Below are 15,654 nucleotides of genomic sequence, written 5' to 3' on the forward strand. Positions count from 1 at the left end.
TTTGGTTATTTTTTCTCTTTTGATTTAAAATTTATCAATCCTTTTTTCTTTGGTTTTAAGGTATCTTTTTTTACTTCTTTCTTCTTTTCTTTTTTATTTAACCCTAATTTTTTCCCCAAGTCACGTAAATTATTAAAGTTAACTTGATAAGAAATCCCTACTCCTTGTGTATATCCTTCTTCTTCTGTGGAATATTGCACTTCATTTTGGCGATTAAATACTGTACCTCTTAAATTACCTTCTTCATTTAAAAGGACCTCTACTTTTACTTCTCCCACTACACTGGTTTGTGTATTAGCTCCAACAGGAACTCCTACTTTACCATTAACCAATACCCTATCACTTAATTGCGTTGATACAGATACATCTACTTGATCGTCTGAATTAAGGTTGTCTACATCTCCTCTATCTCCTTGTGTATAACCTACTCCTAACTGAAACTTATTCCCATCACTATTTAACATGTTTGTTAAAATACTTGAAGCTATTTCTGAAGCTGTTCCTGTAATTCCTGAACTTGCACTACTTCCAATAGCATCTGGATTATAAAATGTACCGAAGGCTAACAAAAATGAAAAGTGCTGCATTTTAGTGTTTAAGTCATTCTCATTTAAAATAAATTCTAACTCAGAACTTACTGTTGAGTTTGCATTTGGTATTTTAATATCAAACTCTTGTTTTGAACTAAATAGACCTCCTGTAATTTTGGTGTATAAATCAATTGGAATCTTACGATTTGAATTAATGTTATCTAATAACTGTGCTGGGTTTGCTTTGGTTCTATATACTGCTGTTATATCTAAATCGGCTTCATAAGGATCTCCATTCCAAGAAATAGTTCCTCCTTTTTGTACAATAAAGGGTTTTGTTATTCCTGCATACTTAAAATTATAAAAACCATTATCTACCGTAAAGTCTCCAAACATATTAAACTTACCTCGTGTATCAATATCAATTCTAAGGTTTCCTTCTCCACTTCCTTTTAACTCACTTCCTGAAACTTTATCTATTACAACTTGTGCTACAGCATCTTTTGTTACGGCTAGATTAAGTCTTAAGTCAAGACCTTTAATATCTCCAATAACTTTTCCTTTAGTTCCTTCTTCTTCTTCTCCTGTTTTAAATCTAATTAACTTGTAATTATCAATTGTTTTAACATCACTTAATGGAATTACAAATAAAGTTCCTTTGTTTGTTTTTCCGTTAACCTCAATATCTAAAAAGCTAGTAAGCCCTCTAATTTTAGCTTCTCCATTTAAAAAACCTGTTCCATAATACTGAGATTCTTCAGTTTCTTGTGTGTCTAAAATCAGTAAATTTTGTGTATTGATATCAAAATTTAAAAACCAATCTTTAAAGTTTTGATGTACAATACTCCCAGATAAATCTCCTTGTGTAAGATACTTTGTATCCTCTAAGATTATGTCTTTTAGTATAAATTCTTGTTTGTCTAAAACAACACTTGTATTTCCTTTAAGATCAAAATCTACATTTAAATACGGAAAAGCTAATCCTGCATTTTCAAAATTTAAAACTCCGTTAAAATCAGGATTTCTTAAATAACCTGTTGCTGTAAAATCTCCTGTTACTTTTCCTCTTAGTTTAGACAATACATCTTCTCCTAATGGACTGAAAGCAGCAATATCATATTCTTTCAAGTAAATATCTAAATCTATAATTGGCCTATCCTTTGAAAAATCAATTCCACCAGTAGCAGATATGTTTTTTGCATTTTTATTTTCTAGAGATAGATTAACATTGTATTTTTCATAAGAATTATCTCCCGTAACATTTAACGCCAAATTTCCTTGCGAATAATTATTAATGTCAAAATTCTCTATGTATAAATTACCAACTGGAGCTATCGTTTCATTTCCTTGTTTAAATGCTAATTGTCCATTTAATTTACCATCTAATTTTAAACTATCGATAGGGGGTAAAAAGCTAGCTAATTTAACTTTATTAAAATCTGCTTGAAAATCTTTGTAAGTACTATCTCTTAAAACTCCTTTGAAATCGATTCTTTGTTCTCCCGATTTCAAAATAAATGGGCTGATTGTAAATTCATCTTTTTGTAAATCAAATGTTACTTTGTTATTTTTATCATCATTTGGATTTACTTCCCAATCAAACCCCTTATAATATAGCTTCGATTTTTGAATTCCTACTACAGATTTTTGAAGTTCATTGATTGTATAGAAAAAATCTAAACTAAAACTTTCTTCATAATTTTTTCCTCCTTTAAAAACAGACTTAAAGAATAGCGTATCATTTTTGGTACGGTTTAACAAGTTTAATTTCTCAATGTTATAATATTTTGTATTCACCTTATTTGCAGTTAAGTGAGTACTATAAAGCGGGTTTTTATTATCTAATCTTAACACCACTCCTTCTATTATATTTTTATACGCGTTTATTTCTGGAGATTCAAACGTTAGTTTTAATGAGTTTTTATCTGAATTAATACGTCCTTTTAATCGTGTATTCTTTCCTATAGAAATATTTGGTAAAAAAACATCTATAATTTGATTATAAATTGTAAAGTCAAAATCTAAAAACTGATTTGGCGCTACTTCATGCGGACGATAGTTTGTATACACACTACCTAAAGCATTTTGAGTAATTGGTAACAGCTCTTCGAAAGAAAATTTACCTTTAAGAGATCCTTTTACAATATCTGATGAATTTACTTCAATAGTTTTTATGCTATCTTTTACTGATGAATTTACCTCAAAACTCTTAAATGGGTAGCTTTGTTTTTGATTTGTATAAATTAAGTTTTTGAACGTTGCTTTACCAATAATATCATCAAACGTATTTCCTGAAATATTTAAATTAATATTCCCTTTTAATTCAGAAATACTATCACGGGTAAACAAATTTGTCTTTTTTAAATCAATTCTATCAACATCAGCGATAAAATCAAATTTGTTAATCTCTGATGAAAAATCTGCTAGTCCTTCAAATTTCAACTTAAAGTTATCATCATCCGCATTAAGTAAACCGTCAAACTTTTTATTTTGAAACTGTCCATTTACTTGTAAGTTTTTGTATTCATACTCATTAAAAAACAAACTACTTACTTTTCCTATTATTATGGTGTTTACATTATCTACATTAAACCCACTCCCATTAACATCCGCTTTTAATGAAACAGTTCCTAATACAGGATCATTAGCAAAGACTCCAAGATCAAAATTTTTAAACTCTACCTCTCCTGTATACTCAGATTTATCAATATTATCAATATTGGTTAATTGAAGATCAGAAATTGCGGTTCCAATTTCTGATTTTACTGATACTGTAGCGTCCATTTGTTGTGGAGTTACTCTTACTATTCCATTCAAAGTAAAATTTCCTAGTCTTTGAAATTCTGTTGGCAATGTTCTTCCTAATAAATTTGGTAGTACATTTCTTAGTTGATAATAATTTGCTGTAAGATTATCTAAGTCCGCATCAAATACAAAACCCCTACTAGTTTTAACTGCGTTAACAAACCCCATGTCTCCAATAATTCTCATACCTCCTTTTGAGTGTACTCTTACATTACTAGCACTAAAATTGTTCAAAACACCATCAATATCTCCACTTATATAAAGAAAATCGTGTCCGCCAATTTCACTATATAGTTTGTTTAAATCTCTTACAGAGACTACACTTTCTTGAAATTTAGCCTTTATCCTAACTTTATCATTAAAGTTTACAAAATCTTTGCGATTATAGGTAAATTTAACTTCTGCTTGCAATTTTGTGTCATTGTCTGTTGCTAAAATTGTATTACTAAAATCCATAAAGGATTTTGTATATGTAAAATCGGTAGCTAAGTTTGATACATTTACTCCCCTGTTTTCAGTAAAATACATGTTTCTTATTTTCATAGAAACATCAGGGCCTATAATAGAAAAATCATCTAATTCGGCTCCTGCTTTATACGCTGCAAATTCAAGAGGGTCTTGTTTATTTTCATCCATTAACTTAAAAGTTAAATCATCTAAAGAAATTTTATCACTTTTAAGAACAAACGGTGCGGCTAAACTATCTTTAGGTTTTCCGTCTTCAAAACTATCTATAAAAATAGACATGTTATCATTCTTTTCACCTTTATATGTTTTCATATAAAAATGAACGCCACTTAAAGAAGCTTCTCCTAAATCTACTTGATTTTCTAATATACGTTTAGCATTTTGTAAAGAAGTAGTTAGATTATTCACAAATATTAAAGTGTCTTTGTGGTGGTCTCTAATCTCAATTTCTTTTAACTGGACACTTCCCAACCAAGACAAATCAATTTTTTTTACAACTATATTAGTATTAAATTCTTTATTCACCCAATTAGTTGCTTGTTTAGCAAGTTGACTTTGCACAAAAGGGAGAGATAGTAAAATAAAAAGCAAGAGTAAAAAAAGTACTGTATACTTTAGTATTTTACCTATTATGTTTCCTAATCTTTTAATAACTTCCTTTATTTATAATCTTATTTAACAAAAGTAATCAGCAAACAGCAAAAATGCTGCCTTATTTTAAAGAAATGTTTTTTTTAACTAAAATCTAACGTAATATCAATATTTTTGTCCTCTAAATCAGAAAAGATTTGAGTGCAAAAAACATCTATATTTTAGGTATTGAGAGCTCTTGTGATGATACAAGTGCTTCAATAATTTGTAACGGAAAGGTATTAAGTAATATCGTAGCAAACCAAGAAGTACATGCTAAATATGGTGGTGTAGTTCCTGAATTAGCGTCAAGAGCACATCAACAAAACATTGTTCCTGTTGTGCAACAAGCTATTGAACAAGCTGGTATAACTAAAAACGATTTAAATGCAATTGCTTTTACTCGTGGCCCAGGGTTAATGGGCTCATTACTGGTTGGGACTTCTTTTGCTAAGTCTTTAGCCTTAGGGTTAAACATTCCTTTGATAGATGTTAACCATATGCAGGCACATATTTTAGCTCATTTTATTGATGAAGAAGGAAGTAGAATACCTCCTTTTCCATTCGTTTGTTTAACAATTAGCGGTGGACACACGCAAATTGTAAAAATTACCAATCATTTTGAAATGGAAATTTTAGGTGAAACAATTGACGATGCTGTTGGGGAAGCTTTTGATAAATCTGCTAAAATTTTAAGTCTGCCTTATCCTGGTGGACCTTTAATTGATAAATATGCGCAATTAGGAAACTCTAAAGCTTTTAAATTTACCAAACCTAAAGTTGGTGACTTAGAATTTAGTTTTAGCGGATTAAAAACTGGAATCTTATACTTTATTCAAAAAAACGTAAAAGAAAACCCCAATTTCATCAAAGAAAACCTTAATGACATCTGTGCTTCTATTCAATACACTATTATTGAAATTTTGATGGATAAGCTTAAAAATACTATAAAACAAACTGGTATTAAGCACATAGCTATTGCTGGTGGTGTTTCTGCTAACTCAGAAATACGAAAACGTTTAATTTTAGCTGAAAAACATTGGGGATGGACAACATATATTCCAAAGTTTGAGTATACCACTGATAATGCTGCTATGATTGCCATTGCAGGGTATTTAAAATATTTAAACAACGATTATTCAGATATTTCTGTAACAGCTAAAGCTCGTTTAAAAGTTACAGAGTAAACCTTTTTCATACTAGAATGACTAATTTTAAAAATAGAATCTTATTTAGTTTTACATATTATTTTCTATGGGTAGTATACTTTTTACTTGCCCGTCTTTTATTTTTAATATATTATTTTGATAAAACCTCTGAATTAAGTTTTATCACTACGCTAAAAACATTCGTGTATGGTATTCAATTAGATTTTTCTTTTGCTGCATACTTGGCTGCTATTCCTTTTCTAATTATTTTGCTATCAATATGGATTCCTAGAAGAATTATTGGTTATATTATTAAAGGGTATACTTTCCCTATTCTTTTAGTTATTAACTTGTTTATGTTAACGGATATTTCCTTGTATAAATTCTGGGGAGTTCGTATAGATGTTACTGTCTTAAATTACATTAATACTCCTAAAGCAATGTTGGCTTCTGTAAGTACTTTACAATTAGTTGGCGGACTTTTTGCTTGGGGATTACTTTCGGTAATTACTATTTACTGTTTTAATAAGATATTGAACAAAGTTCTTAAAAAGTTGAATAAGAAGCATTTTTTAGAAACTCCTATATTTTTATTATTAATTGCTAGCTTAATAATTCCTATACGAGGTGGTTTTGCCAACATTCCTATTAATCAAAGTAACGTATACTTCTCTAAAAATATGTTTGCAAATCATGCTGCGGTAAATTTTATCTGGAACTTTGCTAATACAATTACTCATAAAACCGACGGCAAAAACCCGTATGTTCACTATAAAAAAGATATTGCTAAAAACATCATCAACAAAACTAAAAATCAGCTTTTAACAGCTAATACAGATTCTATCTTAAATACTAAAAAACCAAATGTCATTTTACTTATTTGGGAAAGTCTCTCTGCTAAAGCAGTTGGTGCATTAGGAGGTGAACCTGATGTTACTATAAACCTAAACAAACTAGCTAAAGAAGGTATTTTGTTTACTAATTTCTATGGAAATGGAGACAGGACAGATAAAGGGGTTCCTGCTATTTTAAGTGGCTATTATCCTCAGCCTACAAAAAGCATCATGAAAATTCCATACAAAGCAAGAAAGCTACCTATACTCACCAAAGAGATGAAAAAATTAGGGTACAATACTAGTTTTTATTATGGTGGGGATAGTAATTTTGGAAATATGATTACCTATTTACGTAATGGTCAAATAGATAAAATTGTTGATGGAACTGAATTTGACAAAGAAAACTGGAATTCGAAATGGGGAGCGCATGATCACATCTTTTTAGACCGATTTATGAAAGATTTATCTTCCCCTACCCTTAAAGAACCTTTTTTTGAAGTAGCTTTAACATTAACTAGTCACGAACCTTACGAGTTCCCTGGCGAATATAAATTTGGTAAAAGTTCTGTAGAAAATTTATACAGAAGTGCACAAGCATATACAGACAAAGCTATAGGTAAGTTTATTCACAAAGCTAAAAAACAACCTTGGTGGAATAACACTTTGGTTATTATTTTATCTGACCATGGACATCCATTACCTAAACACAAAGGTTATTTTAACTCCCCTAAAAGATTTCAAATTCCTATGGTTTGGTTAGGTGGTGCTCTTAACAAAACAGGTATTACTGTTAATAATTTTAGCGCTCAAAGTGATTTAGCATATACTTTAACTGACATATTAGGAGGTAATCCAGAAAAATTTCAGTTTGGAAAAAATATTTTTAATAATTCTGAAAATCAATATGCACATTATGTGTTTAATAAAGGATTTGGTACAGTTTCTAAAAACGGAACCTTTGTATACGATTATGTAAGCAAAAAACCTGTAATACAAGAAGGTAATTACCACCCTTTAGATTCTCTCGGAAGAGCTATTAGTCAAAACGCTTATCAAGATTTTTTAGATAAATAAAAGTTAATCTTTCATTAAGAGAGAAACTGTTAAAATCCATTTCATTACTTTTACCCTATGAAATGGATTTTATCGTTATTTTTACTTGCCGCTTTAAGCATTCAGTCTCAAAAATTACCTGAAGGTTTTACATATATAAAAGAAGTGTCTCCTACAATACAAGGTGAATTAAGATACTGTCATAACAACAATTTTATGGGGGTTCCTGTTAATGGATATGAAGAAAATATTCTTATAGTTACCACCCCTACTGCTAAAGCTTTAAAAAAAGTTCAAGATGAATTAGCAACTAAAAAATTAGGTTTAAAAATTTATGATGCTTACCGTCCTCAAACAGCAGTAAATCATTTTGTAAAATGGGCTCGAGTAATGAATGATACATTAATGAAACAACAATACTATCCTGAGGTTAATAAACGTCATTTATTTAAAAAGGGATATATTTCTTCAAAATCTGGTCATTCAAGAGGAAGCACTGTAGATTTAACAATTATACGCCTAGAAACAGGCGAAGAGTTAGATATGGGAAGTCCGTATGACTTTTTTGGAGTTTCATCTCATATCACCTATGAAAAACTTACTAAACAACAAAAAAAGAACAGACAACTATTACAAACTGTGATGCGTAAACATGGTTTTAGACCTTACAGTAAAGAATGGTGGCATTTTACCCTAAGAGGAGAACCTTTCCCTAAAACCTTTTTTGATTTTCCTGTAAAATAACTAGTTTTAATCCTTTATTTTAAAATCACTTAAAAATCGGCATTATATTTGCTTAGATTTATTTACAATGATGAAAATAATACCAACACTTGTAATCATTTTTTTATGTAGCGTTACATCCAATGTTCTTGCACAAATGGATGGTTCTGTTAATGGTAAAAAAAAGGGAAATTCTGCTTTTGGTGTTATAACTGCACCTGTTAAAGAAGTAAAAAAACCTAAAGCGTTAGATTTTGACAATAACAATGGATTTAAAACTGCACATAAAGAACAACAAAAAGAACTTCAAAAAAAACAAGCTCAAAGAGATTTAGAAAATAAAGGAATCTTAACTAAAGCTAAAATTGCAGAAGAACAATACTTAAAATCATTCAAACAAATAAATGGAATGTATCAGTATCCTGTTATTGATCAGGACTTAGGGAGTTTTAGTACTAAATCAAAAAGTGTTAACATTATTTGTAGGGATTATCAATATCCTGACGGAGATAAGGTTACCATCTATATAAATGATGTACCTGTTGTTAGCAACCTTATACTAAGACAACGCTATCAGTCCTTTAATATTCCTCTAGATAAAGGAATCAACACTATAAAAATTGTAGCTTTAAACCAAGGTACCTCTGGTCCAAACACAGCCGCATTTAAAATTTATAACGATGCAGGTATGTTAATTTCATCTAATGAGTGGAATTTAGCTACAGGTGCTAAAGCCACTATAATTGTAGCTAAAGAACAATAATTACTCCTTTATACTTCTCCAAAAACCTTTCTTCAACTTTTAGTAATAACTTTTTTTAAATTACTAAAAACTACTTATTTTTGTAGCTACGTTTTGTAATAAGTAGAGCAAACAAACATTTAAATAAACAACTAAGTATATAATGAAGAAAATCACCAAAGAAACCTATATCAATTGGTATAGAGACATGCTATTTTGGAGAAAATTCGAAGATAAGCTAGCTGCAGTTTACATTCAACAAAAAGTAAGAGGTTTTTTACACTTATACAACGGTCAAGAGGCTGTTTTAGCCGGTTCATTACACGCAATGGATTTGACTAAAGATAAAATGATTACTGCTTATCGTAATCACGTTCAACCAATTGGTATGGGTGAAGATCCAAAACGTGTTATGGCAGAGTTATATGGTAAAGCTACAGGTACTTCTCATGGTATGGGAGGTTCTATGCACATCTTCTCTAAAGAATACCGTTTCTATGGTGGTCACGGAATTGTAGGAGGACAAATTCCATTAGGTGCTGGTATCGCTTTTGGAGATAAATACAAAGGTAGCGATGCTGTTACTTTATGTTATTTTGGTGATGGAGCTGCACGTCAAGGTTCTTTACATGAAACTTTTAACATGGCTATGAACTGGAAATTACCAGTAGTATTTATTGTAGAAAATAATGGATATGCTATGGGAACTTCTGTCGAAAGAACTGCAAACCATACTGATATATGGAAATTAGGCTTAGGTTATGAAATGCCTTGTGGACCTGTTGATGGAATGAACCCTATCAAAGTAGCTGAAGCTGTAGATGAAGCTATTCAAAGAGCTCGTCGTGGTGATGGTCCTACTTTCTTAGAAATGAAAACATACCGATATAGAGGTCACTCTATGTCAGATGCTCAACATTATCGTACAAAAGACGAAGTTGAAGAGTATAAAAAAATAGATCCTATCACTCAAGTTTTAGATGTCATCAAAGAAAAAGAGTACGCTACAGAAGATGAGATCAAAGCAATTGATAAAGAAGTAAAAGATATGGTTAAGGAATGTGAAAAATTCGCAGAAGATTCTCCATATCCAGAGCTTAATCAATTATATGATATGGTATATGAACAAGAAGATTATCCATTTATAAAATCTAAGTAAACTATGGCTACAATTATAAACATGCCTCGCTTAAGCGATACAATGGAAGAAGGAGTAGTAGCTTCTTGGTTAAAAAAAGTAGGTGATAAAGTTGAAGAAGGTGATATTTTAGCTGAAATCGAAACTGATAAAGCTACAATGGAATTCGAGTCTTTCCATGAAGGAACTTTATTACATATCGGAGTTCAAGAAGGTGAAACAGCTCCTGTTGATAGTTTATTAGCTATTATTGGTGAAGAAGGAGAAGATTTTTCAGCATTATTAAATGGAAACACTTCCGCTTCTGCTGAAACAAAATCAAAAGAACCTAAAACTGAAGAGCCCAAAGCAACATCTACAAATACTGCTATTCCTGAAGGAGTAAAAGTGGTAACCATGCCTCGTTTAAGTGATACAATGACTGAAGGTACCGTTGCTTCTTGGTTAAAAAAAGTAGGTGATAAAGTTGAAGAAGGTGATATTTTAGCTGAAATTGAAACTGATAAAGCTACAATGGAGTTCGAATCTTTCAATGAAGGTACTTTGTTACATATCGGTGTTCAAGAAGGTGAAAGTGCTCCTGTAGATAGTTTATTAGCTATCATTGGTGAAGCTGGTACTGATGTTTCATCATTAGTAGAAGCTCATAAAGCAGGTACTTTAAATAACAACTCTTCTGAAAAACAAGAAGAAGCTCCTAAAGCAATTGAAGAAAATAAAACAGAAACAGTAGCTACTCCAGTAGAAACTGCATCAAATAATAAAGGTGGACGTATTTTTGCTTCCCCTTTAGCTAAGAAAATTGCTAAAGACAAAGGAATTAATTTAGCAGATATTAAAGGTTCTGGAGAAAATGGTCGTATCATCAAAAAAGATGTTGAAAACTATACTCCAACTGCTAAAGTTGAAGCTCCTGTAGCTACAAGTACAGCTACAACTCCATCAGCAGTAACTAATTTTACTACTGCAGCAGGTGAATCTGTAGAGGAAGTTAAAAATTCTCAAATGCGTAAAGCTATTGCTAAAGCACTAACTAATTCTAAATTCTCCGCTCCTCATTTCTACTTAAACATAGAGGTAGATATGGACAATGCTATTGAATCTAGAAAGATTATTAATCAGATGCCAGAAACAAAAGTATCTTTTAATGATATGGTGGTTAAAGCTTCTGCTATGGCATTGAGAAGACATCCTCAAGTTAATACTACTTGGAATGATGATGTAACAATATACAATAAACATATAAATATAGGTGTAGCCGTTGCTGTACCTGAAGGTTTAGTTGTACCTGTTCTTCGTAGTACAGATTACATGAATATCAATCAAATAGATATTGAAGTTCGTCAATTAGCATCAAAAGCTAGAAATAAAAAACTAACTCCTAACGAAATGCAAGGAAGTACGTTTACGGTATCTAACTTAGGAATGTTTGGTATTGAAAGCTTTACTTCAATTATCAATCAACCTAATTCTGCTATTTTATCGGTAGGTGCAATTGTACAAAAACCAGTAGTGAAAAACGGAGAAATAGTGGTTGGAAACACTATGAAGTTAACCTTAGCATGTGACCACAGAACGGTTGACGGTGCTGTTGGAGCTCAGTTTTTACAAACCTTAAAAACTTATTTAGAGAATCCAGTTACAATGTTAGCTTAATATTCAATAAATTATAAATAAAAAACTCACCAAAGGTGAGTTTTTTTTATGAAATTAAATTACTTTATTTAGAGTTAATAATATTAATTACCTCTCTTACCAATTTAGGTACCGACGCTGGATTTTGGCCAGTTACTAACCTTCCATCCACTTCAACATGTTCATCTGATACATCTGAAAAAAAGAACTTTCCTCCATGATCTTCAACTGTTTTTCTTATTAAAAAAGGAAAACTTTTAAAATATTCTCTTTCTTTCTTTTCATGATTTTCAGGAAACCCATTTACTCGCTTGTTTTTTACACATACTCACCGTCACTTTTCTTTAGAAAAACAATTCCAGCAGTACCATGACACACTGCACTGATAACACCTTCATGCTTTTCATAAATATCCATAGCTGTTTTTTGTATTTCCTTATTCTTAGGTACATTAAACATAGCACTTCCACCTCCAACATAATAAATTGCTTTATAGCTAGACGAATGAACTTCTGTTGGTTTTTTAGTCGTTTTTAAAGCATACATAAAGTCATTATCATACAAGTATTTTTTCTTATTTTTTTCAGATGTATCAACATATTTTAAAGGAATTGCACCTCCTTTTGGACTAATAATATCTATATTAAACCCAGCTTCCGTAAACATTTTATAAGCCAATACTATTTCATCAAAACTATTTCCTGTTGGTATATTAGTACCTACATAATAATCTGTATTAGAAACCACAAATAAGATTTTATTTCCTGTCTCATAAGAAGCTTCTCTAGTTGCTGTTTTACTTATAATTTTCCAATCATTCGCAAACTTCTTCAGTAAAAAAAGATCTACAAACCTCCATTTACGATTAGGTATTAGGATTTCAACTTTTGCCATAGCAATATCATTCGTTATATCAATAGAGATAACTTCTCCTCTTTTGTTTGATGGAAAAAATTTTGAATATTCTTCAGTAGTAAACTGTTTAAAGCCATCTTTTCCTGTTAAGTAAAGTGTTACGTCTTTGTAAAAAGAGTTTTTAAGAGTATTCATTTTATTAAAAGAACTTCCTTCAATATAATTATTAAGCGTCTGTTCAATCAATTCTTTATCAGAAGGAGGTAAATTAATATCTGGACGATCTAAACTTCCATAAAACAAACGGTCATCAGACATAAAACTCTTGCCGTAGTTAATTACTTTCTGTTGTTTGCTTCCATAAATACTAGCTAGAAGTTTCCCTTTAGTATCTTCTTTTTCTTGTGAAAAACTAAACAGAAAAAAGAAAGACACTACTGCTGTACATATAAATTTCATTTTAAAAGGTTTTTAATTTGAATTCAAACCTCTTAAAACAATCTTCCTTTTTAATGATGTCCTATGATTTAGGCGTCCTAAATTATAATTCTGTACTAAAAACCTTATAAAAACTGCTTTTGATATTGAGCTGGAGTTTGCCTAACAACCTTTTTAAAGGTAGCATAAAAGTTTGATTTTGAAGAAAAACCAGCTTCAAAACCAATATTTTCTAAAGTAATTTTATGATTCTCTTTCAATAGTTTCTTCGCCTCCTCAATTCTGTACTCATTCAAGAATGTTGCAAAGCTTTTTCCAAGGTTATCATTTAGAAATTTCGATAATTTATGAGAAGACAGTACTATTTTAACTGAAATATCAGACAGTTTTATAGCTGTATTTTTATACAACTCTTCTTCTTTCATTAAAGCATCTAATTGAAATTTTAAAGAATCAGCTTCTTTACTTTCAATCTTTTTTGCAGAGTATTTTTCTGGTAAATCTTTAAAAATAGACTCTCTATTTTTCTTTGAAAGGAAAAGTAGTATTAACCCATAAAAAACTATTGAAAAAGTAACAGTTCCTATAAAGTAAAAGTAACCGACTATATAGGCTAAATAAATTAGTAAACTACTTATATAAACAGCTAATAGCCATATTTCAGAAGTGTTACAACTTACATTAAAAAACAGCTTTCTAAAAATATCTTTTAAAATAAATACTGATAATACTATATAAACACCCCAAACAAAATAAATAAACTTAACAAAATATGCGTTCCAAAAAAGAATATTACTTGAGTAAGGCTTTATAAGACCAACAATAATTACTACTAGAAATAATAAAAGAAAATGAAGTATCCATTTTAATGGAATCATCTTCTTTATAAATACAGATGCTTTTAAGTAAAAGTATAGCGAAACACCTATTAAAAAACAAGCTGATAAACCTATTTGTATGAGCAATAAATTTCTTTCTTCTTTGGGGGTAAATATTGTATAAACTGTTTTGCCTATTCTAATGGTAACAAAGAAAACTAACAATCCGAATATAAAGTTAGTTACTTTCTTTGTTTTATCTAGCAATAAAAAAATAAATACTAACTAAAAAACCATTAAAAACCCCTAAAGAACAAATAAAAAATAAACTTCGTTATATAAACTCATTTCGTATTTCTAAAACGTAAATATTAAAAAACAAATTTCAATGTACAAATCTTATTTAGTATAATTACTTCTTTTATAATTATAAAAATAACGGGCAAAGGATTAAAAACTACGAGATACAGCAATCCTAAAGTAAAGATCAAAAAAAAACCTCAATCTTTAAAAGATTGAGGTTTAATAAAGAAAGGCAACGACCTACTCTCCCACCTGTGGCAGTACCATCGGCGCTAATGGGCTTAACTTCTCTGTTCGGAATGGTAAGAGGTGAGCCCCATTGCGATAATCACCTTAAATCGTTTCAGTATATTTCAACTGTAAAAGTTAACATATTAGTAAAATCATATCCTAAATCATCAAAGAGTTTGCTCCCGGCCACTAGGACCGGGATACGTACATAAGCCTATGGGTTATTAGTACTACTCAGCTACATACATTACTGCACTTACACTTATAGCCTATCAACGTGGTGATCTTCCACGACCCTTTAAAGAAATCTCATCTTGTGGTGGGTTTCGCGCTTATATGCTTTCAGCGCTTATCCCTTCCCGACGTAGCTACTCTGCAGTGCCCCTGGCGAGACAACAGATACACTAGAGGTCAGTCCAACTCGGTCCTCTCGTACTAAAGTCAGATCCACTCAAATTTCTAACGCCCACAGCAGATAGAGACCGAACTGTCTCACGACGTTCTGAACCCAGCTCGCGTGCCACTTTAATGGGCGAACAGCCCAACCCTTGGGACCTTCTCCAGCCCCAGGATGTGACGAGCCGACATCGAGGTGCCAAACCCCCCCGTCGATGTGAGCTCTTGGGGGAGATCAGCCTGTTATCCCCGGAGTACCTTTTATCCTTTGAGCGATGGCCCTTCCATGCGGAACCACCGGATCACTATGCTCTACTTTCGTACCTGATCGACCTGTATGTCTCTCAGTCAAGCTCCCTTATGCCATTGCACTCTACGCACGGTTACCAAGCGTGCTGAGGGAACCTTTAGAAGCCTCCGTTACTCTTTTGGAGGCGACCACCCCAGTCAAACTACCCACCACGCACTGTTCTCATTGCTGAGTTAGGCTCTAGATAAGCAAAGGGTGGTATTTCAAGGATGACTCCACAACGCCTAGCGACGCCGCTTCAAAGTCTCCCACCTATCCTACACATTACTTATCCAAAGTCAATACGAAGCTATAGTAAAGGTTCACGGGGTCTTTTCGTCCCGCTGCGGGTAATCGGCATCTTCACCGATACTACAATTTCACCGAGCTCATGGCTGAGACAGTATCCAGATCGTTGCACCATTCGTGCAGGTCGGAACTTACCCGACAAGGAATTTCGCTACCTTAGGACCGTTATAGTTACGGCCGCCGTTTACTGGGGCTTCATTTTATTGCGTCGCCGAAGCTAACAACTCCACTTAACCTTCCAGCACCGGGCAGGTGTCAGGCCTTATACATCATCTTTCAATTTAGCAAAGCCCTGTGTTTTTGATAA

Annotated in this window: 10 protein-coding genes and 2 rRNA genes (1 of these 12 running past the window's edge); 7 read left to right on the forward strand and 5 right to left on the reverse strand. The window is 31.8% G+C overall.

The window, feature by feature from the left end:
- Window positions 1-5: 5 nt before the first annotated feature.
- Window positions 6-4,364: a translocation/assembly module TamB domain-containing protein gene (locus ACXIHB_RS05190; RefSeq protein WP_462099106.1), complete on the reverse strand. Its 4,359-nt coding sequence runs from the start codon at window positions 4,362-4,364 to the stop codon at window positions 6-8.
- Between the two features lie 227 nt (window positions 4,365-4,591).
- Here ACXIHB_RS05190 and tsaD point away from each other — a divergent pair, with 227 nt between their 5' ends.
- The 7 genes from tsaD to ACXIHB_RS05225 all read left to right on the forward strand — a co-directional run bounded on the left by tsaD (window position 4,592) and on the right by ACXIHB_RS05225 (window position 11,929).
- The gene (gene tsaD, locus ACXIHB_RS05195; RefSeq protein WP_167714107.1) at window positions 4,592-5,620 is read left to right on the forward strand and encodes a tRNA (adenosine(37)-N6)-threonylcarbamoyltransferase complex transferase subunit TsaD; all 1,029 of its coding nucleotides are present in this window, start codon (window positions 4,592-4,594) and stop codon (window positions 5,618-5,620) included.
- A gap of 17 nt (window positions 5,621-5,637) precedes the next feature.
- Window positions 5,638-7,491 carry an LTA synthase family protein gene (locus ACXIHB_RS05200; RefSeq protein WP_462099107.1) on the forward strand — a complete coding sequence of 618 codons (1,854 nt, stop codon included), beginning with the start codon at window positions 5,638-5,640 and terminating at the stop codon, window positions 7,489-7,491.
- A 57-nt stretch (window positions 7,492-7,548) separates the two neighbouring features.
- A complete protein-coding gene (locus tag ACXIHB_RS05205) occupies window positions 7,549-8,214 on the forward strand; it encodes a M15 family metallopeptidase (RefSeq protein ID WP_462099108.1) in 666 nt (221 codons plus the stop codon).
- Between the two features lie 67 nt (window positions 8,215-8,281).
- A complete protein-coding gene (locus ACXIHB_RS05210; protein WP_231128425.1) occupies window positions 8,282-8,956 on the forward strand; it encodes a hypothetical protein in 675 nt (224 codons plus the stop codon).
- 142 nt (window positions 8,957-9,098) lie between these two features.
- Entirely contained in the window at window positions 9,099-10,094 is a 996-nt protein-coding gene (gene pdhA / locus ACXIHB_RS05215) for a pyruvate dehydrogenase (acetyl-transferring) E1 component subunit alpha (protein WP_047790615.1), read from the forward strand.
- A gap of 3 nt (window positions 10,095-10,097) precedes the next feature.
- Window positions 10,098-11,729 carry a pyruvate dehydrogenase complex dihydrolipoamide acetyltransferase gene (locus ACXIHB_RS05220; RefSeq protein ID WP_462099109.1) on the forward strand — a complete coding sequence of 544 codons (1,632 nt, stop codon included), beginning with the start codon at window positions 10,098-10,100 and terminating at the stop codon, window positions 11,727-11,729.
- Between the two features lie 35 nt (window positions 11,730-11,764).
- Window positions 11,765-11,929, forward strand: a complete 165-nt coding sequence (locus ACXIHB_RS05225) for a hypothetical protein (protein ID WP_462099110.1) — start codon at window positions 11,765-11,767, stop codon at window positions 11,927-11,929.
- Window positions 11,930-12,026: 97 nt separating this feature from the next.
- Here the strand turns inward: ACXIHB_RS05225 and ACXIHB_RS05230 are convergent, their stop codons facing one another.
- From ACXIHB_RS05230 to ACXIHB_RS05245, 4 genes are all read right to left on the reverse strand, one after another.
- Window positions 12,027-13,022 carry a nuclear transport factor 2 family protein gene (locus ACXIHB_RS05230; RefSeq protein WP_462099111.1) on the reverse strand — a complete coding sequence of 332 codons (996 nt, stop codon included), beginning with the start codon at window positions 13,020-13,022 and terminating at the stop codon, window positions 12,027-12,029.
- A 104-nt stretch (window positions 13,023-13,126) separates the two neighbouring features.
- On the reverse strand, window positions 13,127-14,086 hold the full coding sequence (locus tag ACXIHB_RS05235; RefSeq protein WP_462099112.1) for a helix-turn-helix domain-containing protein: 960 nt from the start codon (window positions 14,084-14,086) through the stop codon (window positions 13,127-13,129).
- A gap of 263 nt (window positions 14,087-14,349) precedes the next feature.
- Window positions 14,350-14,458, reverse strand: a 5S ribosomal RNA gene (gene rrf, locus ACXIHB_RS05240).
- A 99-nt stretch (window positions 14,459-14,557) separates the two neighbouring features.
- Window positions 14,558-15,654, reverse strand: a 23S ribosomal RNA gene (locus tag ACXIHB_RS05245); it runs 1,784 nt beyond the window's last position.

The sequence above is a fragment of the Tenacibaculum sp. IMCC1 genome, from assembly GCF_054906355.1.

Coding starts and splice junctions, on each gene's coding strand:
- ACXIHB_RS05200 (WP_462099107.1), top strand. CDS start 5,638: ATGACTAATTTTAAAAATAGAATCTTATTTAGTTTTACATATTATTTT.
- ACXIHB_RS05205 (WP_462099108.1), top strand. CDS start 7,549: ATGAAATGGATTTTATCGTTATTTTTACTTGCCGCTTTAAGCATTCAG.
- ACXIHB_RS05210 (WP_231128425.1), top strand. CDS start 8,282: ATGATGAAAATAATACCAACACTTGTAATCATTTTTTTATGTAGCGTT.
- pdhA (WP_047790615.1), top strand. CDS start 9,099: ATGAAGAAAATCACCAAAGAAACCTATATCAATTGGTATAGAGACATG.
- ACXIHB_RS05220 (WP_462099109.1), top strand. CDS start 10,098: ATGGCTACAATTATAAACATGCCTCGCTTAAGCGATACAATGGAAGAA.
- ACXIHB_RS05230 (WP_462099111.1), bottom strand. CDS start 13,022: ATGAAATTTATATGTACAGCAGTAGTGTCTTTCTTTTTTCTGTTTAGT.